Source organism: Streptomyces sp. NBC_00984, assembly GCF_045162475.1.
Lineage (GTDB): Bacteria > Actinomycetota > Actinomycetes > Streptomycetales > Streptomycetaceae > Streptomyces.
Genome location: NZ_CP108734.1, coordinates 5,532,123 through 5,555,132, shown reverse-complemented (window position 1 = coordinate 5,555,132; position 23,010 = coordinate 5,532,123). Strand labels below are relative to the sequence as shown.

Genomic DNA, 23,010 nt, shown 5'->3' with positions numbered 1-23,010 from the left:
CCCCGCCCGTACCGCCCGCTCAGTCGTCGAGGACCGAGAGGTCCTGCTCGGCCGCGGGGACCTCGACCGTTCCGAGGTCGTCCGGCAGGGTCTGCACGGTGAACATCTGGACGCCGTCCTGCGCGAGGGTGAGCGCGCGTGCGGCGTGGACCGGGCCGCCCGACTCCGTCTCCACCGTCAGGGCGTAGCCGCCCTTGAGGCCGGACGGTACGGGCGGGGTGACCGCCAGCGTCGTACCGCCCTTGACCGTGTACTTCTTGACGGCCTGTTCGCCGCCCCCGCTGCCCGCCGACGCGGTGACCTTGACGGTGGCGGTGGCCCCCGGCGCGGTGAGCGAGAGGACCGAGCCCTTGTCCCGGTTGTCGGCCACGCTCGCCCGCGCGCCCACCGGGCCGGTCGCCGGGATGTAGCCGACCTCCTGCTTGTCGCCGGTGCCGCGGACCACCCGCAGTGCGGCGACCACCGGGGTGCCCTTCCCGCCCTCGGCGGGGGTCAGCAGCAGGGAGCCGGCCTCGCCCTTGGTGATGTCCTTCAGGTCGACACCCGCGGTCATCCGCGACTTGACGTGGATGGCCTCGTGCCCGACCGGGGAGATCGCGCCGGTCCTGCCGAGCAGTTTCACCTTCAGATCGGCGTCGCCGTCGCCCGGTGCGAAGACCACGAGCCGGACCGAGGTGGCGTCCGCGGGGATACCGGGGAGCACCAGGGTGCCCGTCGGGTCGGTGGAGGCGGCCAGCCAGTCGCTGCCGGTCCCCTCGTCCGCGGTCCTGACGACCGCGCCGACGCGTCCGGTGCGGGTGGTGACGTGCACGGTCACGTCCTCGGCGGCCTTGCTCGTCAGCGTGGAGATCAGGACCGGCACGCTGGAGCGGGCGGGCACCGTGATGCCCTCGCCGACATCGGACTTCAGGGAGCCGTCCGGACCGTACAGCTCGATGTCGGCGACGGCCGCGGTGTCGTCCGGGTTGGTCAGGTGGACGTAGTCCTCGCGGGTCTTCGCGGTGCTCGCGGCCGGGAACCAGAAGTCCGTGCCGGGCCCGGTGCAGCTGACGCCGAGCAGGCCGCGGGCGCCGCCCGCCTCCACCATGGTGGTCTGCTGGGTGGTCCAGCCGGGGGCCAGGCGGCCGGTGGCGGTGCCGACCAGCGCGGGGGCGTCGGCGCCGGACACCTCGGCGGTGGCCGGTTTGCCGGGCTCCTTGAGCGAGATGACCGGCTTTCCGGGATCCGCCTTCTTCTTGCCCTTCTCGTCCTTCCCGCCCTTCTTCCCGCCGTCGGCCGCGGTGGAGTTGTGCAGTTCGGCCGCGCCGGCCTCGCCGCCACTGCCGCCCGCGGGGGTGACGGAGGTGTAGGTCGTCTCCGCGAGGTCCGAGAGGCCGGGGGCCGGGCAGAGCAGGCTGGACCGTTCCACCGGCAGCCGTGCGGCGGACTTCGCCGGTGCCGCGTCCCCGTCGCCGGGCGCGGTGAGCGCGGCGAATCCGGTGACGGCAGCGAGGGCGACGGTGCCCGCGATGAGGGACAGGCTGGTGGACTTCACTCGGACTCGCCTCGCGATGCGTTGCCGGTCGGCCACGGGTTCTGGCCCGGGGCGGGGTTCTCGTCGGGGTTCTGCGGGTCGTACTGGCCCTGTGGTGCGCCCTGCTGTCCGCCCTGCTGCCCGTAGTGGGCCTGGGGGTCGTACGGGGCCTGGGGGTCGTACGGGGGGGTCTGGGCCTGGGCCTGCGGGTCGTACTGCTGCTGCGCGGCGTAGCCGTACGGGTCGTAGGTGTTCTGCTGGTACGGATCGGCGGCGAGGTGGTCCTGCTGCGTGCCGTACTGGCCGTTCTGCTGCGGGTCGTACCGACCGTCCTGGTACTGGCCGGTCTGGTACTGCTCGCCCTGGTACTGCTGGTAGCCGGTCTGCTGGTACTGCTGCGCGTCCCATTCGCCGTACTGCTGCTGCGGCACCGCCGCGTACCGGCCGGTGTCGGCCTGCGGGGCGAAGGTGTCCTGGTCGTCGGCCTGCGGGACGAAGGTGTCCTGGTCGTCGGCCTGCTGGGCGAAGGCGTCCCGGTCGTCGGCCTGCGGGACGAAGGCGTCCCGGTCGTCGCTCCCGTGCGGTTGCGGCTCGGCGGTCTGCTCGGCGGGGGTGTGCTCCCCCGCCTGCTGGGCCGGGATGTACTGGCTCGCCGCGTCCGGTGCCTCCTCGGCCGGACCGTTCCCGGCCGACTCGGCCTCCGCCTCCGCCTGGGCGGCCGCGCGCAGCCTGCGGGCCCGGCGTCCCTCGCCGGCGACCGGTTCCGCGGGGACCGGCACGGTCTCCTCGGGAAGGTCGTCGTCGATCTCCCGGCGACGGCCGGGCAGGGCGAGGACCAGCAGGACGACGGCCAGCGCGGACTGGGCCCAGATCCAGGCGGTGTGGGTGAGCGGGGTGTCGTACGTGAGGTCCAGCGTGCCGCCCTCGGCGGGGAGCTCGAAGCCCTGGGCCCAGCCGTCGACGGTCTTCGGGGTCAGCGCCCGGCCGTCGAGCGTGGCCTGCCAGCCGGGGTCGGCGGCGTCCGCGATCCGCAGCACGCGGCCGGAGCCGCCCGCCGGGATCCTGGTGTGCGCCTCGACGGGGAGGGAGCCGACGGGCAGCGGTTCCCCGTCGGTGCCGGACGGGACGATCATGACTCGGGCGACCTGGCGGTCGACCCGCCACAGCGCGCTGCCGTCCAGCTGACTCAGCCGGCTGAGCCCCGGGGTCGAGTCGAGTACCCGGCTCATCTCCTTCGGAGCGCCGTCGCGGACCAGTACGTAACGGATCGCGAAGCCGCTGAGCTGGCTGCCCTGGTCGGCTCCGGAGCCCGCGACCAGGTTGGCGACGACCTTGTCGAGGTGGCTGTTGCTGCCGCCCGCCTCGACCAGCTCGGCGTCACCGAGCCGCGCGCCGGAGCCGCGTACCAGGGTGTACGAGACGGCGGCGGGCGAGGTGCCGCCGAGGACCAGGGTGCGCGGCTGGTCCCGGGTGGTGCTCTCCTCCGCCACGAACGCGGGCACCTGCACCGGGTCGCGGCGCTCCAGCGGGCCCGCCGCGCCACTGATCATCCAGCCCGCGGCGGCCAGCGCCGGGGCGAGCGCGGCGGCGAGGGCGATCAGCACGGCGACCGGCTGCCGCCAGCCGAAGCTGAGCTCGGCGACCCGTACCCGGGCACCGTCCGCGCCGACCAGCGCGGCGGCGATCAGCGCGATGCCGTAGACCAGGGTGGCGGGACCGGCCCAGCCCGAGCCGTTGGCCAGCGCGGCGAAGACCAGCGCCACGAGCGCGACCGCCCACGCGGTGCGTACCGCGAACTGCCGTTCCCCGCGCAACAGCGCGGCCAGTGCGGCGAGCACGATGCCGAGCAGCAGCACACTGCCCGCCGCCTTGGGGCCGCCGGGGCTGATGGAGAGCAGGTCGAGCGCGGAGGCCGTGCCCGTACCGATGTCCAGGCCCGCCTCCTTCAGGAAGCCGGACGGGCTGGTGAGGAGCGAGAGCGACCAGGGCGCGAGAACGAGCAGCGGGGTGCCGATCGCGGCGAGGAAGCGGAGCCCGTACGCGGCGATGTCGTCGCGGCGCAGGGCGAGCACACCGATGCCGAGGACCGCGGCGAGCGGCCAGACGATCGGCGTGAACGCCATCACGAAGGTGAGGAGCAGGGCGTACGCCCAGGTGGCGCGCCAGCTGCCGCGGGCGTCACCGGTGGCTCGCATGCCGTGCGCGGAGACCGCGGCGCGGGCGATCAGCGGGAGCAGCACGGCCAGCACGGCGGTGCCGAGACGGCCGGTCGCCAGGGCGCCGGTCGCGGCGGGCAGGAAGGCGTACGCGATGCTCGCCCAGGCCCGCAGCAGCCTCGATTCGAGCAGCGGCCGGGAGGCGAAGTACGCGGTGAGTCCGGCGAGCGGTACGGAGCAGACCAGCAGCAGGGTGAGCGCGAAGCCGGTCGAGCCGAGGAAGAGCGCGGACAGGGCCGAGAGCACGGCGAGGTAGGGCGGCGCGGTCTGCGTGCCGCCGGTGCCGACCGTGTGCCAGCCGTCCGCGTACTTGCTCCACAGGTCGGAGACGTCGGCGGGGGCGGGCAGCAGTGCGCCGCCGGTCAGCGCCCCGCCGCCGAGCAGGCCGCGGCAGGCAACGAGCGAGACGAGGAGCAGGACGGCGAAGAGCACCGGGCCCGGCTTGCGCCCGATCCGCTTGAGCCGCGCGAACTGCTCGATCTCCAGGAAGTCCGCGTCGTCGCCACCGGGACCGGACTCCACGGCGCCGTGCCGGGAGCCGCCCGCGTCGGCGTCGGAGCCGCTGCCGAAGTTCCCGGCGACCTGATCGACGGTGGCGCGGACGGTGGCACCGGGCGGCGGGAAGAGGCCGCGCAACTCGGCCTGGTCGACGGCTCCCTTGCCACGGCTGCGCCGGGCCGAGAGGATCCGCCCGGGGCGCAGCAGGGTGCCGAAGAGCCCGGCGACCTCGTCGACGGCCTGGCCGGGCACCTTGCCGACGAGATACGCGAGGGTGCGCAGCAGGGTCCCCAGGACGAGCCGGAGCATCACCCAGGGCAGTACCTTGGCGCGGGCGTTGACCAGCATCGTGTAGACGGCGCCGGCCTTGTCGACGCGGTGCGGGGAGGCGACGGAGCGCCCCGCGCAGTCGATGGGGCGGCGCTCGCGGGCGGAGGCCTCGGCGTGCCTGAGGACGGCGTCGGGGGCGACGAGCACCCGGTGTCCCGCGACGTGCGCGCGCCAGCACAGGTCGACGTCGTCACGCATCAGGGGGAGCCTGCGGTCGAACCCGCCGAGCTCCTCCCAGATGTCACGGCGGATCAGCATGCCGGCGGTGGAGACGGAGAGCACGGTACGGACCTGGTCGTGCTGGCCCTGGTCCTGCTCGCGGCGGTCGAGTCCGGTCCAGCGGCGTCCGCTGTTGGCGATGGAGACACCGACCTCCAGCAGCTGCTTGCGGTCGTACCAGCCGCGCAGCTTGGGGCCGACGATCGCGGCGTGCGGATCGGCGTCGACGACGCGCAGGAGTTCGGCGAGCGCGTCGGGCTCGGGTGCGCAGTCGTCGTGGAGCAGCCAGAGCCACTGCACCGGTTCGCCGTGCGGCAGTTCGGGCAGGTCGTAGGCGTCGTCGCGCCAGCTCCGGCTGACGGGGTCCCAGCTGCTGGGGCGCTTCAGGTACGGCAGGTCCTCGGGGGTGAGGGCGCCGGCCGTGCGGGTGGCCTCGTCGACGGCGGTGCCGAAGCTCGTACGGCGCGCGAGGTGCAGGACCCGTTCGGCGCCGAGCGCCTCGGTGACCAGCCGCGCGGAGTCGTCGGCGCTTCCGGTGTCGGCGGCGACGACGTTCTGTACGGGGCGTTCCTGCCCGAGCAGCCCGGCGAGCGCGTCGGGCAGCCAGCGTGCGCCGTCGTGGGAGACGAGCACGGCGGTGACGACATGCCGGGGGAACTCTGGGGCGGCGGCGGCCGCGTACGGCGCCGCCGATTGGCTGTGCACGGACATCGAGGTACGGGCCCTCCGGCCGGGTCCGGGGGGCGTCACCCCGGGGGCTGCATCGGTGTACACGCGCGCCCTGTCGGGGCGTTGGCGCGTCTCGGACGGGGCCCCACACTAACGGTACGGATAACCGCGGCGGCGCCGAGCGCTCGAACGGGACCGCGGCCGGGCGGTGGTGGAGCCGCGGCGGATACGGCGATGGCCCGTCGTCTGCGGGCAGGGCGCAGGCGGCGGGCCATGGTCGGTCGCGGTCCGGGATGTCCGGTGTCGGGGTGTGCGGTTGCCAGGGCGTTCCGGCGATGAGGCGTTTTCGTCGCCGCGGGGTTCCGCGGTCAGACGGCGGCCTTCTTCAGGCGGCGCCGTTCACGTTCCGAGAGACCGCCCCAGATTCCGAAGCGTTCGTCATTGGAAAGGGCATATTCAAGGCATTCGGACCGGACTTCACAGGCGAGACAGACCTTCTTGGCCTCGCGGGTGGATCCGCCCTTCTCGGGGAAGAAGGACTCGGGATCGGTCTGGGCGCACAGTGCGCGCTCCTGCCAGCCGAGTTCCTCGTCCGCGTCCTCGACCAGCAGTTGCTGGAACAGCTCGGTCATGTGCGCCCCTCGTCTGTCTCTTGCGTCCCCGTGATGCAGCCGTTACTGATTGCGGCCGAACGACACGAGTGAAATTACAAGTGTGTAGCTCCGGGCCAGTCAAGCGAAGATCTGCTATTGGCCCAGGTATTCACTCTGCGGAACCAAGCGTATGCGAAAAGTGTGCAAATCACCAAAAACCTGACATATGCCATGGGCCTCACCGTGCCCCGCTTCTCACCGAGTGAGACGACCGGAGTCACCCCGATGTTTCGATTCGATCACCGAAGCGACCAAGATCACAGTCGGGTCACGGGAGCTCAACGAGGTTTGGGGGCACGGTTGATGCGCCACATCTCCGTCGCGGCGGCTGCATAAACCTTTCACCTCATCCAGTAACCGGATGAGGTGAAACATTACCCCCAAATCGGGCATCGAGTTGACAGCGACGGATCCAGCCGGTCTCCTTTATTGCATGCCAGCGACCGCCGCGATGTACGCCACCCACGTCCGTGGGTTCCGCACCGCTGTCCAGGCCCGCTGTTGCTGTTCCAGCTGTCACAGCTGTTGATGCCCCCAGGGCACCGGCTCTGATCCAGCTCCTCTCGCAGAGCTTCTCCGCAGCACTTCCGCTTCCGCAGGACTTCTTCATCCGCGGTCCTCCGCGCGGCCGAGGTTCTCCGGGCTCCGCGACACCCCGCACACGCACCCCCATGCCGAGGAACCACCTCACCCATGAACAGCGACAGCGACCTTCAGATCGCCGGCGACATCCTCGAGGTCCAGCACCTCCTCCAGCCGGCCCGCGAGCACCCCTCCACCGTGGCCGAGTTCGTCGGACTCGCCCGCACCATCGCCGCCGACCGTGCCCAGTGGGCACCGCTCGTCCGGTACGACACCACCACCCGCTGGTACCACCGGCTGCGCACCGGACTCGGCTACGAGGTCTGGCTGCTCAGCTGGGTGCCCGGCCAGGGCAGCGGGCTCCACGACCACGGCCGGTCCTCCGGTGTACTGACCGTCCTGGACGGCCGGTTGACCGAGCGCACCGAGCGCACCACCCGCGCGCTGGACGCGGGTGCGCAGCGGGTCTTCGCGCCCGGCTATGCGCACGAGGTGGTCAACGACTCCCTCGAACCGGCCGTCAGTCTGCACATCTACTACCCGGGTCTGACCGAGATGCCGATGCACGCGGCGCAGTGCGCCCCGGCAGCCGTGGACGTCGTACCCGCCTGACAGCCCACCCGTCGCCCACCACCGCCCCCGCAAGGACCAGGCTGCGCCTGACAGCCCACCCGTCGCCCACCACCGCCCCCGCAAGGACCAGGCTGCGCCTGACAGCCCACCCGTCGCCCACCACCGCCCCCGCAAGGACCAGGCTGCGCCTGACAGACTGTCTGCATGCGCATTGTGGTTCTGGCCGGCGGTATCGGTGGTGCTCGTTTTCTGCGTGGCCTCAAGCAGGCCGCGCCCGACGCGGACATCACGGTGATCGGCAACACCGGTGACGACATCCATCTGTTCGGGCTGAAGGTCTGCCCCGACCTCGACACCGTGATGTACACCCTCGGCGGTGGCATCAACGAGGAGCAGGGCTGGGGGCGTACGGACGAGAGCTTCCACGTCAAGGAGGAGCTCGCGGCGTACGGCGTGGGGCCGGAGTGGTTCGGGCTCGGCGACCGTGATTTCGCGACGCACATCGTCCGCACGCAGATGCTGGGCGCGGGCTATCCGCTGAGCGCCGTCACCGAGGCGCTCTGCGCGCGCTGGAAGCCGGGGGTCCGGCTGCTGCCGATGTCCGACGACCGGGTCGAGACGCATGTCGCGGTCGACATGGACGGCGAGCGCAGAGCGATCCACTTCCAGGAGTACTGGGTGAAGCTGCGTGCCTCCGTCGAGGCGCAGGCGATCGTCCCGGTCGGCGCCGAGCAGGCGAAGCCGGCTCCGGGAGTGCTGGAGGCCATCGCCGAGGCCGACGTGATCCTCTTCCCGCCGTCCAACCCCGTCGTGTCGGTGGGGACGATTCTTGCCGTGCCCGGGATCCGGGAGGCCATCGCCGAGGCCGGAGTGCCGGTCGTCGGCCTCTCCCCCATCGTCGGGGACGCGCCCGTGCGCGGCATGGCGGACAAGGTGCTCGCCGCGGTGGGCGTCGAGTCGACGGCGTCGGCCGTGGCCACGCACTACGGTTCCGGGCTGCTCGACGGCTGGCTCGTCGACACGGTGGACGCCGGGGCGGTCGGCGAGGTGGAGGCCGCGGGCATCCGCTGCCGTTCCGTGCCGCTGATGATGACCGATGTCGACGCGACGGCCGAGATGGCCCGGCAGGCGCTGGTGCTGGCCGAGGAGGTACGGGCGTGAGCGCCGGCGCGGCCTCCGGCGCGGCGCCCTCGTACCGGGTCTGGGCGCTGCCCGGGATGCCCGAGGTGCGGGCCGGGGACGACCTGGCGAAGCTGATCGCCGCGACCGGACCGGGTCTGGTCGACGGTGACGTCCTGCTGGTCACCTCGAAGATCGTCTCCAAGGCGGAGGGCCGGATCGTCGAGGCGACCGACCGGGAGGCGGCGATCGACGCCGAGACGGTCCGGGTGGTGGCGCGGCGCGGCGCGCTGCGGATCGTCGAGAACCGGCAGGGTCTGGTCATGGCCGCGGCCGGGGTCGACGCCTCGAACACCCCCGCCGGGACGGTGCTGCTGCTGCCCGAGGACCCGGACGCCTCGGCGCGGGCGATCCGCGACGGGCTGCGGGACACGCTCGGCGTCGAGGTCGGGGTCGTCGTCACGGACACCTTCGGGCGGCCGTGGCGCAACGGACTGACCGATGTGGCGATCGGGGCGGCCGGGGTCCGGGTGCTGGACGATCTGCGCGGCGGCACGGACGCGTACGGCAATGCGCTCAGCGCCACCGTGGTCGCCACCGCCGACGAGCTGGCCTCGGCCGGTGATCTGGTCAAGGGCAAGGCGGACGGACTGCCCGTCGCGGTCGTGCGGGGGCTCGGTCATGTGGTGGACCCGGCGGACACCGCGGGCGGCGCTCGGGCCATGGTGCGGGTCGCGGCCGACGACATGTTCCGGCTCGGCACGTCGGAGGCGGTACGGGAAGCGGTGACCCTGCGGCGCACGGTGCGCGAGTTCACCGACGAACCGGTGGACCCGGGTGCGGTGCGGCGGGCCGTGGCCGCGGCGGTGACGGCGCCCGCGCCGCATCACACGACGCCGTGGCGGTTCGTCCTGCTGGAGTCCGAGGGGGCACGGACCCGGCTGCTCGACGCGATGCGGGACGCGTGGATCGCGGATCTGCGACGTGACGGCAGGAGCGAGGAGTCGATCGCCAAGCGGGTGCGGCGGGGCGATGTGCTGCGCCGGGCGCCGTACCTGGTGGTGCCGTGTCTGGTGATGGACGGCTCCCACACGTACGGGGACGAGCGGCGGGACACGGCGGAGCGCGAGATGTTCGTGGTGGCCGCGGGGGCCGGCATCCAGAACTTCCTGGTGGCACTGGCGGGCGAGCGGCTGGGCTCGGCGTGGGTGTCGTCGACGATGTTCTGCCGCTCCGTGGTGCGCGAGGTGCTGGACCTGCCGGGAACGTGGGATCCGCTGGGGGCGGTGGCGGTGGGGCGCGCGGCGGCCGAACCCGCGGCGCGGCCGGGGCGGGACGCGGAGGCGTTCGTCGAGGTGCGCTGAGAGCCTGTCGGGTGACCTCGGATCGGAAAAGCGGACGCGGTCCGGTGCGTGCGGTTCCAAGGCGGAGGAGCGAGTCGACGCGGAGCGTTGGCGACCGACGACAGCGCGGGAAGCGTGCGTGCCAGGGCGTGGCCGACCGGTCGGAGGTCACCCGACAGGCTCTGAGGCGGGGGCGCTCCGGGAGCCGGGCCGGGGCGGGCGGCTCTACAGGCGGGCGATGTCGCCCCGGGTCATGCGCGGGGCGCGGCGGGCCGGGGTGTGGCCCGACAGCAGGATGAGTCGGGTCGCCCGGTGGCGCTGGCCCTCGTACGGGGCCAGGAGGGTCAGCATCTCCTCGTCGTCGGCGTCCCGGTTGCCCGCCAGGGCGTGGCCGACGATGCCGGGGAGGTGGAGGTCGCCGACGGTGACCGCGTCCGCGGCGCCGTTCGAGCGCTGGAGCGTCTCGGCGGAGGTCCAGGGGCCGATGCCGGGGATCAGCTCCAGGCGGGCCATGGCCTCGGGGAGCTCCATGGCAGCCGCCTCCTCCATGCGGCGGGCCACGCGTACCGCGCGCAGGATCGTGCCCGAGCGTTTGGCGTCGACGCCCGCGCGGTGCCATTCCCAGGACGGGATCAGGGACCAGGTGCGGGCGTCCGGCATGACGTGGAGACCCAGCGCGGTGAACGCGGCGTGGTCCGTGGGGCCGGGCGCCGGGGTGCCGTGCTTCCGGACCAGGAGGCGCCAGGCACGGTAGGCCTCGTCCGTGGTGACCTTCTGTTCCAGGATCGACGGGATCAGGGACTCCATGACCAGGCCGGTGCGCAGCAGACGCAGGCCGGGGCGGTGGTGCCGGGTCAGGGCGAGCAGGCGGTGGCGCGGGCGGAAGGCGTCCGGGTCGTCCGTCGCGCCGAGCAGCGTCGGGAGCCGGTCCAGCAGCCACGGTGCGCCGGGGCCCCAGGCCGCCGCGTCGATCCGGCCGCCCCGGGCGGTGAGGCGGAGGGTGCCGGGGCCCGCGGGTGTGCGGCTGGCCCGCCAGACCGTGCCGTCGCCGGTCATCCGGAACGTGGGGTCGGCGGGGCCGCGGCGCAGTGGCCCGACGACCAGGCGCAGGTCGAGCGGGCCGGGCGGGGTCCACTCACGGGTCAGCGCGTCCGCCGCCGGAGCCGCCGCCTGGTGCGGGACGGCCGCGCGGGGTGCACTGCGGGGTGCGAATCGTCCTGCCACGGTGAGGTCCTCGGTCGTCGGGGTGCCTGTCGAGGGTAAATGCTGCGGCCGGTGTCCGGCTGTTCGTCGGTCCGCGCCGTTCGCGGGACCGCTCCTCGCTATGCGTCGGAGGAGAAGCGCACCGCCGCGTCCGGGAGGACCGCCCCGCACCAGACGCGGATGCCGTCGCGCAGTTCGTTGTCGGCGCCGACCCGGGCCCCGTCCCCGACGACCGCGCCGGTGAGCACCGTACGGCTGCCGATCCGGGCACCGGCTCCGACCAGCGAGTCCTTGATCACGGCTCCTGGTCCGACGACCGCGCCGGCCAGTATCGCGGAGCCGTCGATCCGGGCTCCCTCGCCGATCAGGGCGCCCTCTCCGACCACCGTACCGCCGCTGATCTTGGCATCGGCGGCGACGGAGGCCGTCGGCAGCACGAGCCCGTCGCCGCATCGGCCGGGCACGGCCGGGGACGGGGCGCGGCCCAGGACCAGATCGGCGGAGCCGCGTACGAAGGCCTGCGGGGTGCCGAGGTCCAGCCAGTACGTGGAGTCGACCATGCCCTGGAGGTGTGCTCCGGAGGCGAGCAGTCCGGGGAAGGTCTCGCGCTCGACGGAGACGGGGCGGCCGGCCGGGATGGTGTCGATGACCGAGCGGCGGAAGATGTACGCCCCGGCGTTGATCTGGTCGGTGACGATCTCCTCGGGCGTCTCGGGCTTCTCCAGGAACGCGGTGACCCGGCCGCTGCCGTCCGTCGGTACGAGGCCGAAGGCGCGCGGGTCCTCGACCCGGGTGAGATGGAGGGAGACATCCGCTCCGGAGCTCGTGTGCGAGGCGACCAGCGACCGGATGTCCAGGCCGGTGAGGATGTCGCCGTTGAAGACGAGCACCGGGTCGTCCGGGCCCGCGGTCAGCCGGGACGCGACGTTGCGTATCGCTCCGCCGGTGCCGAGCGGTTCGCGTTCGGTGACGTACTCGATGTGGAGGCCGAGCGACGAGCCGTCGCCGAAGTACGGTTCGAAGACCTCCGCCAGGTACGACGTCGCGAGCACGATGTGCTCGACCCCGGCTGCCCTGGCGCGCGCCAGCTGGTGGGTGAGGAACGGAACGCCCGCTGCCGGAACCATGGGCTTGGGCGTGTGCACCGTGAGCGGGCGCAGCCGGGTTCCCTTTCCGCCGACCAGGAGGATCGCTTCTTTTGCCTCTGTCACAGCACTGACTCTGCTTCCTGCTGGGCCTGGCCTGGTTTCGGCTGGCCAGTGTATGCAGACCGGTTCGGTCGTCCCCGGTCAGCGGCCCGCGGCAGCCTTTGGTTCCGTTTAGCGGCCCTGGAGCTTGGCGGAGCTGGTCCGGGCCGAGCCGAGCTTCTTGTAGAGACGCGCTCCGGGGCATTCGGTTGCGAAGCCGTCCCGGTGGCCGGAGATGACGTTGAGTCTGACCTTCTTGCCCTTCTTGTACTTGTTCCCGCCGCCCGAGACGAGCGTGGTCTTGCCGCGCGGGTCGGCGCCGAACAGACCGAGCTTCCAGGCGGTGAGCTTCGCGACGGCGTTCACCGCGGCGGCGGGCGGGTTCGACCTGGTGAAGGTCCCGAGCACCGCGATGCCCATGCTGTTGGTGTTGAAGCCGAGCGTGTGCGCTCCCAGGACGGCCCGCGTCACGCCTCCCGCACGTCCTTCGTAGATGTTTCCGCACTTGTCGACGGCGAAGTTGTAGCCGATGTCGCGCCAGCCGCTGCTCTTGACGTGGTAGCGGTAGATGCCGCGCAGGACCGAGGACGCCTGGGCGCACGTGTAGTTGTTGCCCGTGGCGCTGTGGTGGATGAAGGCGGCCTTGACCGTGCTGGTGTAGACGAAGGTGCGTTCCCTGAGCTTCTCGTCGGCGCCCCAGCCCTTGCGGGTGATGATGCGCGGACGGGGACCGATGTACGGCTGGGCGCCGGGTGCGAGGCCCGCCTCCGCCTCGCCCTGCGCCTCGGACGCCGCCTTGCCCAGGGCGGGGAGCACGCTCGGGGAGAGAGGCGTGGTGCGCCCGTCCTCGGCGGCCGGGGCGCCCGCCGTGGTTCCGGTTCCGGGACCGGTCGCGGCCTCGGTTTCGGCCTCGGCGTCCGTCGCGGGGAGCTGCTGCGGGTCCTTGCCCGGGTCGACGAGTTCGAGGCGCAGTCCGATCGGCAGCGGTACGGGGGAGGCGGTGCGGTCCTGCGGATCCGGGGCCTCGGGGCGTACGCGGACCGCGACGCCGTCCGAGTCGCCGACCCAGAGCGGGGCGGTGGAGCCCCGGACGGATCCGGATTCGCGCTCGGCGGTGCCGGGGTCGGCGGCGTGCTCGGCGTTGTGGGTCTCCAGGTCCTGCCAGTCCGACCAGTCACCGGTGCCGGTGGCGCGGGTGCGGACCTGGACGGTGCCGTGGAGTTCGGCGTTCGCGTCGTCCCAGACGACGCCGACCAGGGAGAAGGGGCGGACCTCGCGTTCGGGCAGCCCCTGTTCGGGGGCCGCCGCGGCCCGGGTGGGTTCGTCGGTGGTCCGGTCGGACGGTGCCGGCAGGGTCCGCATCGGCAGGGACTGCGTCGAGCCCGGCACATCGACGGGCTCGGCGGGCCCGGCGGGCCCGGCCGACTCGGCGGGGACGGTGCGGGTGTCGGGGGCGGCGCCCGCGGGCACGGCCGGCAGCAGTACGAGAACGGCCGCGCAGGTGACACCTATCGAGGATGCAAGGAAGGCACGCATACGAATAATCCTGGGCATACACCAGCAACTCCGGCCACCGGGGTGTGCCCGCGCAATTGACGGCCCGTCTGCCCATCCGGTGCATCCGGCACCCTTCCTCCCCGCCGGGCCGGTGGCCGCCGCGTACCCTTGCGCGGATGAACGCCACCGACCGCACCCCTGCCGACCTGCTGCGTTCCGCACTCGCCGCGGACCCGGCCCGCCCCTTGGTCACTTTCTACGACGACGCCACCGGAGAACGCGTCGAACTGTCGGTGGCCACCTTCGCCAATTGGGTGGCCAAGACCGCCAACCTCCTGCAGGGCGACCTCGCCGCCGGACCGGGCGACCGGCTCGCGCTTCTGCTGCCCGCGCACTGGCAGTCCGCGGTCTGGCTGCTCGCCTGTTCCTCGGTCGGCGTGATCGCCGATGTGCAGGGCGACCCGGCCGGGGCCGACCTCGTCGTCAGCGGCCCGGACACCCTGGAGGCCGCGCGCGCCTGCCGCGGCGAGCGGGTCGCCCTGGCGCTGCGCCCGCTGGGCGGCAGGTTTCCGCAGGCGCCCGAGGGTTTCGCGGACTACGCGGTCGAGGTGCCGAGCCAGGGCGACCGGTTCGCGCCGTTCGCCCCCGTGGACCCGGACGCCCCCGCGCTGGCGGTGGACGGCGTCGAGCTGACATCGGCGCGGCTGGTGGCGCGGGCCCGCGAGGATGCCGGCGGGCTCGGTCTGTCCGCCGGATCGCGGCTGCTCACGGGGCGTACGTACGACACTTGGGAGGGGCTGAGCGCGGGGCTGTTCGCGCCGCTGGCCGCCGGGGGGTCCGTGGTCCTGTGCCGGCACCTGGGCCGACTGGGCGAGGAAGGGCTGGCGAAGCGTGTGGAGAGCGAGCGGGTCACCAACAGCGCGGTATGACAAGCAGGCTGAGGGCCACTCTTCCGGCCCACGTCGCGTCGAGTCCTCGGGGGCTACGCCTCAACTCCGGTACATGATCGGCGTTACGGACCACCAAGGACACAACCAAGCGTGAGGTTCAGCCGTCTACTCCTGCGACCGGCGGCCCGACGCGCCGCCGAACGTGAAGGATGGACGCAGACGTGAGTGAAAGCGCCGGCCCGCCGGACGACCCGGCGGCGGGCGGGGACAAGTCGCGGTCCGGGAACGGATCGGGCGCCCCGGTATCCGGAGCCGGGCACCGGCACCACTGGCTGCGCTGGACCGCGCTCGGCGCCTCGTTCGTCGTCCTGGTCGCGGCGGGCGTCGGCGCGTGGCTGTACCGGAAGCTCGACGGCAACATCAGGACCGACACGTCCGCCGCCGCCGAACTCAAGGCGTACGAGCGGGAGCGGCCCGCCTCCGTGGTGCACGACGCGGAGAACATCCTGCTCATCGGCTCGGACAGCCGGGCCGGGGACAACCGCAAGTACGGCCGTGACGACGGCGGCAGCCAGCGATCGGACACCACGATCCTGCTCCACCTCGCAGCGGACCGGAAGAGCGCCACCGCGATGTCCCTGCCGCGCGATCTGATGGTGCAGATCCCGGTCTGCCACAAGGCGGACGGCACGGCCACGAAGAAACAATTCGCCCAGTTCAACTGGGCCTTCGAGTTCGGTGGCACCGCCTGCACGATCCGTACGGTCGAGAAGATGACCGGCGTCCGGATCGACCACCACATGGTCGTCGACTTCAACGGCTTCAAGGACATGGTCGACGCCGTGGACGGGGTCGAGGTCTGCCTGAAGAAGCCGGTCGACGACGCGGACGCCCACCTGAAGCTCCCCGCCGGGCGCCAGAAGCTCGACGGCGAGCAGGCGCTGGGGTACGTACGGGCCCGCAAGTCGATCGGCAACGGCAGCGACACCGAACGGATGGACCGCCAGCAGCAGTTCCTGGGCGCGCTGGTGAACAAGGTCCAGAGCGACGGTGTACTGCTCAATCCGACCCGCCTCTACCCGGTGCTGGACGCGGCCACCAAGGCGCTGACCACCGACCCGGGGCTGGACAGCCTCAAGGACCTGTACGAGCTGGTGCGCGGCATGCGCAACGTACCGACCGACAAGGTGCAGTTCCTGACGGTGCCCCGGCAGCCGTACGCCGCCAACCGGAACCGGGACGAACTCGTACAGCCCGATGCGAACCGGCTCTTCAAGCGGCTGCGCGACGACGATCCGGTCGCCGTGGTCCCGGCGGACCGGCTCAAGCGTGACGACGAGAAGAACAACGGGAAAAACAATGCCGCGACCGATACCCCGGATGCTTCGGGCCCCAGCCCCACACCCACATATTCGGGCAACAACGCGGCGGCGGACCTGTGCAAGCAGTAAAGCAATTCCCAAACAGAAGCCGGTGATCGGCGTGTAATGGGCAGTATGACCAGTTGTAAGGACCGTGGAATTTGTCACGCACGTCGCTCGACGTGGAACAGGGCCGATAGTGTGACGCGATCCGGTGCTGCCGGCCACCAGGCCGCGCACTTCTGGAGCGAAAGATCGAGCGCCTGATCGGGGGAGGCGCCTCGCGTGGCACCGACGGAGGACTCAAGCAACCGTGGATGCGCAAAGCCGTGGGCGGGCGGACGGAATCGACCCCGCAGACCAGTGGGTACTCAACCCGCACACCGGCGATTACGAACTGCGACTGAATAATTCCGGAGGGGATTCGGACGGCCCTTCCCGTACTTCCGGCGCGCGTGTTCCCAAAAGCAGAGGACCGGCCCGGGAGGACGGCGGCGGGCGCAGAGGCGCCTCCCGTGACGGCAGGGGCGAGCGCCGGAATCCGGCCCGCGACGGCCAGGGGTCCGGTTCGAACCGCGAGGTGCCGGGGCAGCGCAGCCGCCGTTCGGCCAACGGCCCGCGCGGCCAGGAGAGTTCCGGTCCGGGCGGCCCGGCGGGCCGCCGCAGCCGCAAGGCCCCCAAGGCCCGCCGCAAGAAGGCTCTGCTGTGGACGGGCGGCACGATGGCCTTCGTTCTGGTCGGCCTGTCGGTGGGTGGGTACGCGCTGTACCAGCATTTCAACGGCAACCTGAACACGGTCGACGTGGGCGGGTCCGGCAACAAGAACGTCTTCGACACCGACGCCCCGATCAACATCCTGATCATCGGTACCGACAAGCGCACCGGCAAGGGCAACGAGGGCTACGGCGACAAGGGCAGCGTGGGCCACGCCGACACCAACATCCTCTTCCACGTCTCCGAGGACCGCACCAACGCGACGGCGCTGAGCATCCCCCGCGACCTGATCACCGACATCCCGGACTGCAAGGTCAAGCAGCCGGACGGCTCGGAGAAGGTCGTCCCGGGGACGCAGAACGTCCGCTTCAACCAGAGCCTCGGCCAGGAGGGCCGTAACCCCGGCTGCACCATGGAGACGGTCAAGGAGATCACCGGCCTGAAGGTCGACCACTTCATGATGGTCGACTTCAACGCGGTGAAGGAGCTGTCCACGGCGGTCGGCGGGGTCGAGATCTGCCTGGCCAAGCCGGTCAAGGACCCGGACTCGCACCTGGACCTGCCGGCCGGTGAGCACCGCATCCAGGGCGAGGACGCCCTGGCGTTCGTACGGACCCGGCACAGCTTCGGCAACCATGGCGACCTGGACCGGATCAAGGTCCAGCAGCAGTTCATCGCCTCGATGATCCGGCAGATGCAGTCGGACGACACCCTGACCAGCCCGACCAAGCTGTACAAGCTGGCGGACGCGGCGACCAAGGCACTCACCGTCGACACCGGCATCGGCACGGGGAAGAAGCTGGCCTCGCTGGCCCAGGAGCTCAGCAAGGTCAACACGAAGAACATCACCTTCACCACGGTGCCGGTGCTCGACAACCCGGCCGAGAAAACACCGGTCACCGTCGTACTGAACCCGCCCAAGTCCGACCCGCTGTTCGCCATGATGCGCGACGACACCTCGCTGACCGAGGTGAAGTCGAAGAAGAAGGCCGCGAAGAGCAAGCAGGACGCGCTCCTCAAGGGCTCCAAGGCGGCCGCGGGCGACGTACGCGTCGATGTGTACAACGGCGGCAAGGTGCCCGGCGCCGCGCAGGCGACGGTCGCCTGGCTGCAGAACGACCAGGGCGCACTCAAGTCCACGAACAAGGCGAACGCCCCGGCGAAGGTCGCGAAGACGACGCTGGAGTACGCGCCGAACCAGGCGGACCAGGCCCGCGCGCTGGCCGCCATGATGGGCCTGCCCGGCTCGGCCATGAAGAAGGGCACCACGGACGCCGAAGGGCTCCAGGCGATGGTGCTGACCCTGGGCAACGACTTCAAGGGCGCGGGCACGCCCATCGTCGGACCGGCAAAGGTGCCGGCCGACATTCAGCAAGCAAACGCCGACAAGGCAGAGTGCGCCAAGTGACACCGGGTCACTGCGCGGAACAACGAGTCTGAGCAGCAGGGGGGTCCTGGTGGCACGAAGCAGTACGCCTGGGGAGGGGACGCGGCCACGCGTCCGGCACGCCGGCCAACTCGGCTGGGACGACGGGCTGTACGAGGAGGGGTCGGAGAGCAGCACGGACTCCGGCACCGGGGAGCAGCGGGCCGCTTCCGGGGAGAGCGGTCACCGGCGCAGTGGCTCGAAGCGGCGCGGCAAGAAGGGCAAACGCCGGGTGCTGCGCTGGAGCGCGTCGGTTCTCGCGCTGCTCATAGTCGGCGGCGCGGGGGCCGGATACCTCTACTACGAGCACCTCAACGGCAATCTCAAGAAGGCCGATCTGACCCTCGGCGACAAGAAGATGGCCGACCACAAGGCCAACGCCGCCGGTCAGACCCCGCTGAACATCCTGCTCATAGGCTCGGACGCGCGGGACTCCAAGGAGAACCAGAAACTCGGCGGGGCGAAGGACACCTTCGGGGCGCCTCCCCTGGCCGACGTACAGATGCTGCTGCACGTCTCCGCCGACCGCAGCAACATGTCGGTGATCAGCATGCCGCGCGACACGATGCTGAAGATCCCGAAGTGCACCGACCCGAAGACGAAGCACGTCTACCAGGCGACCACCGGTCTGGAGATGACCAACGAGACGCTCGGCCGCGGCGGTCCCGGATGCTCCGTGGCCACCTGGTACGAGCTCACCGGCATCACCATCGACCACTTCATGATGATCGACTTCTCCGGTGTGGTCTCGATGGCCGACGCGATCGGCGGCGTCCCGGTCTGTGTGAAGAGCAATGTCTACTCGCGCAACAGCGCGGGCAAGGGCTCCGGGCTGAAGCTGGAGAAGGGCACCACGAAGATCAAGGGCCAGCAGGCCCTCCAGTGGCTGCGCACCCGCTACGGCTTCGAGGACGGCACCGACCTCGGCCGCACCCACGCCCAGCACATGTACATGAACTCGATGGTCCGTGAGCTGCGCAAGGGCACCAAGCTCACCGACCCGGGCAAGCTGACCGACCTCGCCGAGGCGGCAACCGACGCGCTCACCGTCGACAAGTCCATCGAGACGGTCAAGAAGCTCTACGACCTCGCGGAGGAGCTCAAGAAGGTACCCACCAAGCGCATCACCATGACGACGATGCCGAACGTCTACGGGACGGGCACGCTCAAGGAGCGGGTGCTCCCCAAGCCCGGCGACGCCGACCAGCTCTTCCAGATGGTCCGCGACGACGTCCCGCTCGACGGCAAGGCGTCCAAGCGCAAGACGCCGGCCGCTGCCAAGAAGCCCACGGCATCCCCGGCCGAGATCCCGGTGACCGTCCGCAACGGAACGCGTACCGACACCGATTACCCGGTCAAGGGCCGCGCCTCGACGGTCAAGGAGCTGCTGACCGGCAAGGGCTTCACCCAGGCCGCGATCGACTCGCAGAACACCGAGGCGGAGAAGCGGACCGGGATCCTCTTCCCCACCGTGGACATGGAGGGCAACGCCCAGTCGGTCGCCAAGGCGCTCGGCATCCCGCTGTCGGCGGTGAAGAAGTCGACCGACGTCTCGGGCATCACGCTGACCGTGGGGGCCGACTGGCGCGAGGACGGCGACTACCACGCGTCCTCCGCCGAGGAGAAGACCCCGGACAGCGCGCGGGCGCTCAACGGCGACGACGAGACGGCCTGCATGGACATCCAGCCGGGCTTCAGCTGGTAGCCGGGTACGACGCACCGCGGGGCCCCTCCGGTACATCGGAGGGGCCCCGTGTGGTTCCGGTGCTCAGACGGTCACGGCCGGGCGGCGGCTGGCGATGACCTTCTTCGCGAGCGAGCGCGGGCTGGTCAGGAAGCCGTATCCCCACGACATGTGCATGGTCGCGAGGGCCACCGGGATCTGTGCCCGCGCCTTCAGCGACAGGCCCTTGCCCGCCGGTACGGACCCGGCGACGATCGCCGCGACGTACCCGGCGGGGACGACGAACGCCCACGGGGTGACGGCCGCGCCGACCACGATGCCCGCCGCGATCGCGCAGACGGCGGTGGGCGGGGCCAGGTAGCGCAGGTTGATCGAGCCGGAGTGGTAGCGGGCGACGACGTGCCGCCAGCGGCCGTAGTCCTTGTACTGCTTGGCCAGCGCCCGCACGGAGGGGCGCGGCCGGTACTGCACCTTCAGCTCGGGCGAGAACCAGATCAGGCCACCGGCCTCGCGGATGCGGAAGTTCAGCTCCCAGTCCTGGGCGCGGATGAACTCCACGTTGTAGCCGTCGGCCTTCTCCAGCGCCTCGCGGCGGAAGACGCCGAGGTAGACGGTCTCCGCCGGGCCCGCCTGGCCGCCGGTGTGGAAGGCCGCGTTGCCGACGCCGATCTTCGACGTCATGGCCGCGGCGACGGCGTCCTCCCAGGCGTTCTCGCCCTCGGCGTGCATGATGCCGCCCACGTTCTGCGCACCGGTCTCCTCCAGGAGGCGGACGGCGGTCGCGATGTAGTTCGGCGAGAGCATGCCGTGGCCGTCGACCCGCACCACTATCGGGTGGCGGGAGGCCTTGATCGCGGCGTTGAGGGCGGCCGGGGTGCGGCCGGTCGGGTTCGGGACGGTGTGGACCCGGGGGTCCTCGCGCACCAGTTCCGCGGCGATCTCGTCCGTCCGGTCCGTGGAGGGGCCCAGCGCGATGACCACCTCCATCTCACCTGCGTACTCCTGCTCCAGGATGTGCCGGACGGAGTTCCTGAGGTGACGTTCCTCATTGAGCACCGGCATGATCACGGAGACGGCGGGGTGCTGCGCGGCAGACATGGTGATCCTCGGGTGGTCCTCGGGAGCGCCGGGGGTTCGCACCCCACCAGGCGGCATGATTCGGCCGCCACGTTACCGCGAATGGGGGATACCGGCGCGCCCCGCCGGGTTGCGCACCGGGCCGTAGATCATATGGACCTACTGTGCGAACGGTTCCCCTCGCACCGCGGAGGTCCCCCGTGCCCACACCGCACCACTCCCCCAGTTCGTCGCGCTCCCGCGCGGTTCCGCCGCAGCGCAGGTCCAGAAAACAGGACGAGCGGCCCCGCTGGGGCATGCGAATGGTGACCGGTCTTTCCGTGCTGGTGCTGGGGGCCGGCGGGATCGGTCATGCGGTGGTGACCAATCTGGAGACCGGGATCGACCGGATCGATCCGTTCAAGGACATGAAGAACCGGCCACGCGCGGGCAACGGCATGAATCTGCTGCTCGTGGGCACCGACGGCCGCGACCGGATCACCGCGGAGGAGAAGGAGAAGTACCGGCTGGGCGGTGCGCCCTGCCACTGCACCGACACGGTCATGCTGGTGCATCTGTCGGCGGACAAGAAGCGCGCGAGCATCGTCTCGCTGCCCCGCGACAGCTACGCCGAGATCCCCGAGCACACCGACCGGAACACCGGTGCGCAGCACTCCGCGCACCCCGTGAAGCTGAACGCGGCCTATGCCGAGGGCGGGCCGAGTCTGACCGTGCGGACCGTTGAGCACATGACGGGCATCAAGATCGACCACTATCTGGAGGTCGACTTCACCAGCTTCATGAAGACGGTGGACACCCTGGGCGGGGTGAAGATCTGCACGACCCGGCCGATGAAGGACTCGTACACGGGTCTCGATCTCGCCGCGGGCACCCATGAGCTGAACGGCGGGCAGGCCCTCCAGTACGTACGCTCCCGGCATATCGACGCGGCCGCCGACCTGGGCCGGATGCAGCGCCAGCAGAAGTTCCTCGCCTCGCTGATCAAGCAGACGACCAGTAGCGGCGTGCTGCTGAACCCGGTGAAATTCCAGGACGTCGCCTCGACGATGCTCAGCTCCGTCCGGGCCGACAAGGGGTTCGGTACGGAGCAGATGCTGGAGCTCGGCCAGGCGATGCGCGGCTTCTCGCCGGCCTCGTCCGAGTTCGCCTCCGTACCGATGGGAAATGTCTCCTACCCGGTCAACGGCATCGGCTCGACGGTGAAATGGGACGAGGCGAAGTCGAAGAAGCTCTTCCGGGCGCTGCGCGAGGACAAACCGCTCGCCCCCGCGCGGCCCGAGCAGCCGAAGGCGGTGAAGGTCGACGTCGCCCCCCGGGAGGTCCGGGTCCAGGTCTACAACGGGACTGCCAGGGACGGACTCGGCAAGACGGTCGACGACGCGCTGCGCGCCACCGGCTTCGACACCACCCGCGCCCCGCTCAACGGGGAGCCGCGCGGCCTCAAGCACACCCTGATCACCTACGACCCGCGCTGGGACCGGTCCGCGAAGTCGCTGGCCCTCGCGCTGCCCGGGGCCGAGCTGCGGGCGGTGCCGGGGCAGGGCGCCACGCTGCGGGTGACGGCGGGCGCGGACTTCGAGAAGGTGCGGCAGGTACAGGCCGAGGAGACGAACAACGGCGAGTTCGACACGGTCACGGGTGACCAGGTGGCCTGCCCCTGACCACGCCCCCGGGGCACCGGCCCCGACAGCCTCTCAGTCCTCGATGCCTTCCGCCGCGCGCTTCTCGCGCAGTTCCCTGATCGCGCGGCGGCGGGCGAGGCGGTGGGTGCGCCGGATCTGCGCCTCCTGGTAGCGCCGCTTGTCGCGCCCCGTCTCCGGGATCACCTGCGGTACGGGGCGCGGCTTGCCGTCCGCGTCGACCGCGGCGAACACCAGGTAGGCGCTGCCGACCTGCTGGGCGGGGGTGGATTCGTTCCAGCGCTCGGCCATGACCCGGACGCCGACCTCCATCGAGGAGCGGCCGGTCCAGTTCACCTGGGCGCGGACGTGCACGAGGTCACCGACCCGGACCGGCTCCAGGAAGACCATCTCGTCCATCGAGGCCGTCACGGCGGGACCGCCGGAGTGCCGGCCGGCCACGGCGCCCGCCGCGTCGTCGACCAGTTTCATGATCACGCCACCGTGCACCGTACCCAGCAGATTGGTGTCGCTGCCGGTCATGATGTGGCTGAGGGTGGTCCGGGAAGCGGCGGTCGGCTTGCCCGGAATGTCGCCCTCCGGGCGCGGGGCCTGATCTGTCATACCGTCCACCTTA

General features: G+C 71.4%; 16 protein-coding genes. 8 read left to right on the top strand and 8 right to left on the bottom strand.

Features of this window, described 5'->3' with window-relative positions:
• Window positions 1-19 precede the first annotated feature (19 nt).
• The 3 genes from OG520_RS24845 to OG520_RS24835 all read right to left on the bottom strand — a co-directional run bounded on the left by OG520_RS24845 (window position 20) and on the right by OG520_RS24835 (window position 6,077).
• Window positions 20-1,534, bottom strand: coding sequence for a DUF5719 family protein (locus tag OG520_RS24845; RefSeq protein ID WP_406014647.1), 1,515 nt, complete (start codon window positions 1,532-1,534; stop codon window positions 20-22).
• Window positions 1,531-5,487, bottom strand: a complete 3,957-nt coding sequence (locus OG520_RS24840) for a glycosyltransferase (protein ID WP_406014646.1) — start codon at window positions 5,485-5,487, stop codon at window positions 1,531-1,533. Before OG520_RS24840 ends, OG520_RS24845 begins: the two co-directional genes overlap by 4 nt.
• Window positions 5,488-5,813: 326 nt before the next feature.
• On the bottom strand, window positions 5,814-6,077 hold the full coding sequence (locus tag OG520_RS24835) for a WhiB family transcriptional regulator (protein ID WP_030927001.1): 264 nt from the start codon (window positions 6,075-6,077) through the stop codon (window positions 5,814-5,816).
• A 714-nt stretch (window positions 6,078-6,791) separates the two neighbouring features.
• Between OG520_RS24835 and OG520_RS24830 the strand changes: the two genes are divergently transcribed.
• From OG520_RS24830 to OG520_RS24820, 3 genes are all read left to right on the top strand, one after another.
• Window positions 6,792-7,292 carry a cysteine dioxygenase family protein gene (locus OG520_RS24830; protein WP_266418453.1) on the top strand — a complete coding sequence of 167 codons (501 nt, stop codon included), beginning with the start codon at window positions 6,792-6,794 and terminating at the stop codon, window positions 7,290-7,292.
• A gap of 165 nt (window positions 7,293-7,457) precedes the next feature.
• Window positions 7,458-8,414, top strand: coding sequence for a 2-phospho-L-lactate transferase (gene cofD, locus OG520_RS24825; protein WP_385546620.1), 957 nt, complete (start codon window positions 7,458-7,460; stop codon window positions 8,412-8,414).
• Window positions 8,411-9,736: a coenzyme F420-0:L-glutamate ligase gene (locus OG520_RS24820; protein ID WP_406014645.1), complete on the top strand. Its 1,326-nt coding sequence runs from the start codon at window positions 8,411-8,413 to the stop codon at window positions 9,734-9,736. Before cofD ends, OG520_RS24820 begins: the two co-directional genes overlap by 4 nt.
• 204 nt (window positions 9,737-9,940) lie before the next feature.
• On the opposite strand, the gene OG520_RS24815 is transcribed toward OG520_RS24820, so the two are convergent.
• The 3 genes from OG520_RS24815 to OG520_RS24805 form a co-directional block, all read right to left on the bottom strand.
• Window positions 9,941-10,939 (bottom strand): DNA-3-methyladenine glycosylase family protein, encoded by a 999-nt coding sequence (locus tag OG520_RS24815; RefSeq protein ID WP_406014644.1) that lies wholly within the window; start codon window positions 10,937-10,939, stop codon window positions 9,941-9,943.
• Window positions 10,940-11,037: 98 nt separating this feature from the next.
• Entirely contained in the window at window positions 11,038-12,129 is a 1,092-nt protein-coding gene (locus OG520_RS24810; protein WP_399327835.1) for a sugar phosphate nucleotidyltransferase, read from the bottom strand.
• 108 nt (window positions 12,130-12,237) lie between these two features.
• Complete coding sequence (locus OG520_RS24805; protein WP_406014643.1) at window positions 12,238-13,641, bottom strand: N-acetylmuramoyl-L-alanine amidase; 1,404 nt, start codon at window positions 13,639-13,641, stop codon at window positions 12,238-12,240.
• 137 nt (window positions 13,642-13,778) lie between these two features.
• Between OG520_RS24805 and OG520_RS24800 the strand changes: the two genes are divergently transcribed.
• The 4 genes from OG520_RS24800 to OG520_RS24785 all read left to right on the top strand — a co-directional run bounded on the left by OG520_RS24800 (window position 13,779) and on the right by OG520_RS24785 (window position 19,698).
• Window positions 13,779-14,531, top strand: coding sequence for a TIGR03089 family protein (locus OG520_RS24800; RefSeq protein ID WP_406014642.1), 753 nt, complete (start codon window positions 13,779-13,781; stop codon window positions 14,529-14,531).
• A gap of 170 nt (window positions 14,532-14,701) precedes the next feature.
• Window positions 14,702-15,943: an LCP family protein gene (locus OG520_RS24795; RefSeq protein WP_406014641.1), complete on the top strand. Its 1,242-nt coding sequence runs from the start codon at window positions 14,702-14,704 to the stop codon at window positions 15,941-15,943.
• Window positions 15,944-16,166: 223 nt separating this feature from the next.
• A complete protein-coding gene (locus tag OG520_RS24790; RefSeq protein ID WP_406014640.1) occupies window positions 16,167-17,975 on the top strand; it encodes an LCP family protein in 1,809 nt (602 codons plus the stop codon).
• A gap of 49 nt (window positions 17,976-18,024) precedes the next feature.
• On the top strand, window positions 18,025-19,698 hold the full coding sequence (locus OG520_RS24785; protein WP_406014639.1) for an LCP family protein: 1,674 nt from the start codon (window positions 18,025-18,027) through the stop codon (window positions 19,696-19,698).
• Between the two features lie 63 nt (window positions 19,699-19,761).
• Here OG520_RS24785 and OG520_RS24780 read toward each other — a convergent pair whose 3' ends face one another.
• Window positions 19,762-20,775, bottom strand: a complete 1,014-nt coding sequence (locus OG520_RS24780; RefSeq protein ID WP_389975707.1) for a glycosyltransferase family 2 protein — start codon at window positions 20,773-20,775, stop codon at window positions 19,762-19,764.
• A 275-nt stretch (window positions 20,776-21,050) separates the two neighbouring features.
• Between OG520_RS24780 and OG520_RS24775 the strand changes: the two genes are divergently transcribed.
• Entirely contained in the window at window positions 21,051-22,415 is a 1,365-nt protein-coding gene (locus tag OG520_RS24775) for an LCP family protein (RefSeq protein ID WP_406016560.1), read from the top strand.
• Window positions 22,416-22,448: 33 nt separating this feature from the next.
• Here the strand turns inward: OG520_RS24775 and OG520_RS24770 are convergent, their stop codons facing one another.
• Window positions 22,449-22,997 carry an acyl-CoA thioesterase gene (locus tag OG520_RS24770; protein WP_266418430.1) on the bottom strand — a complete coding sequence of 183 codons (549 nt, stop codon included), beginning with the start codon at window positions 22,995-22,997 and terminating at the stop codon, window positions 22,449-22,451.
• Window positions 22,998-23,010: the final 13 nt, after the last annotated feature.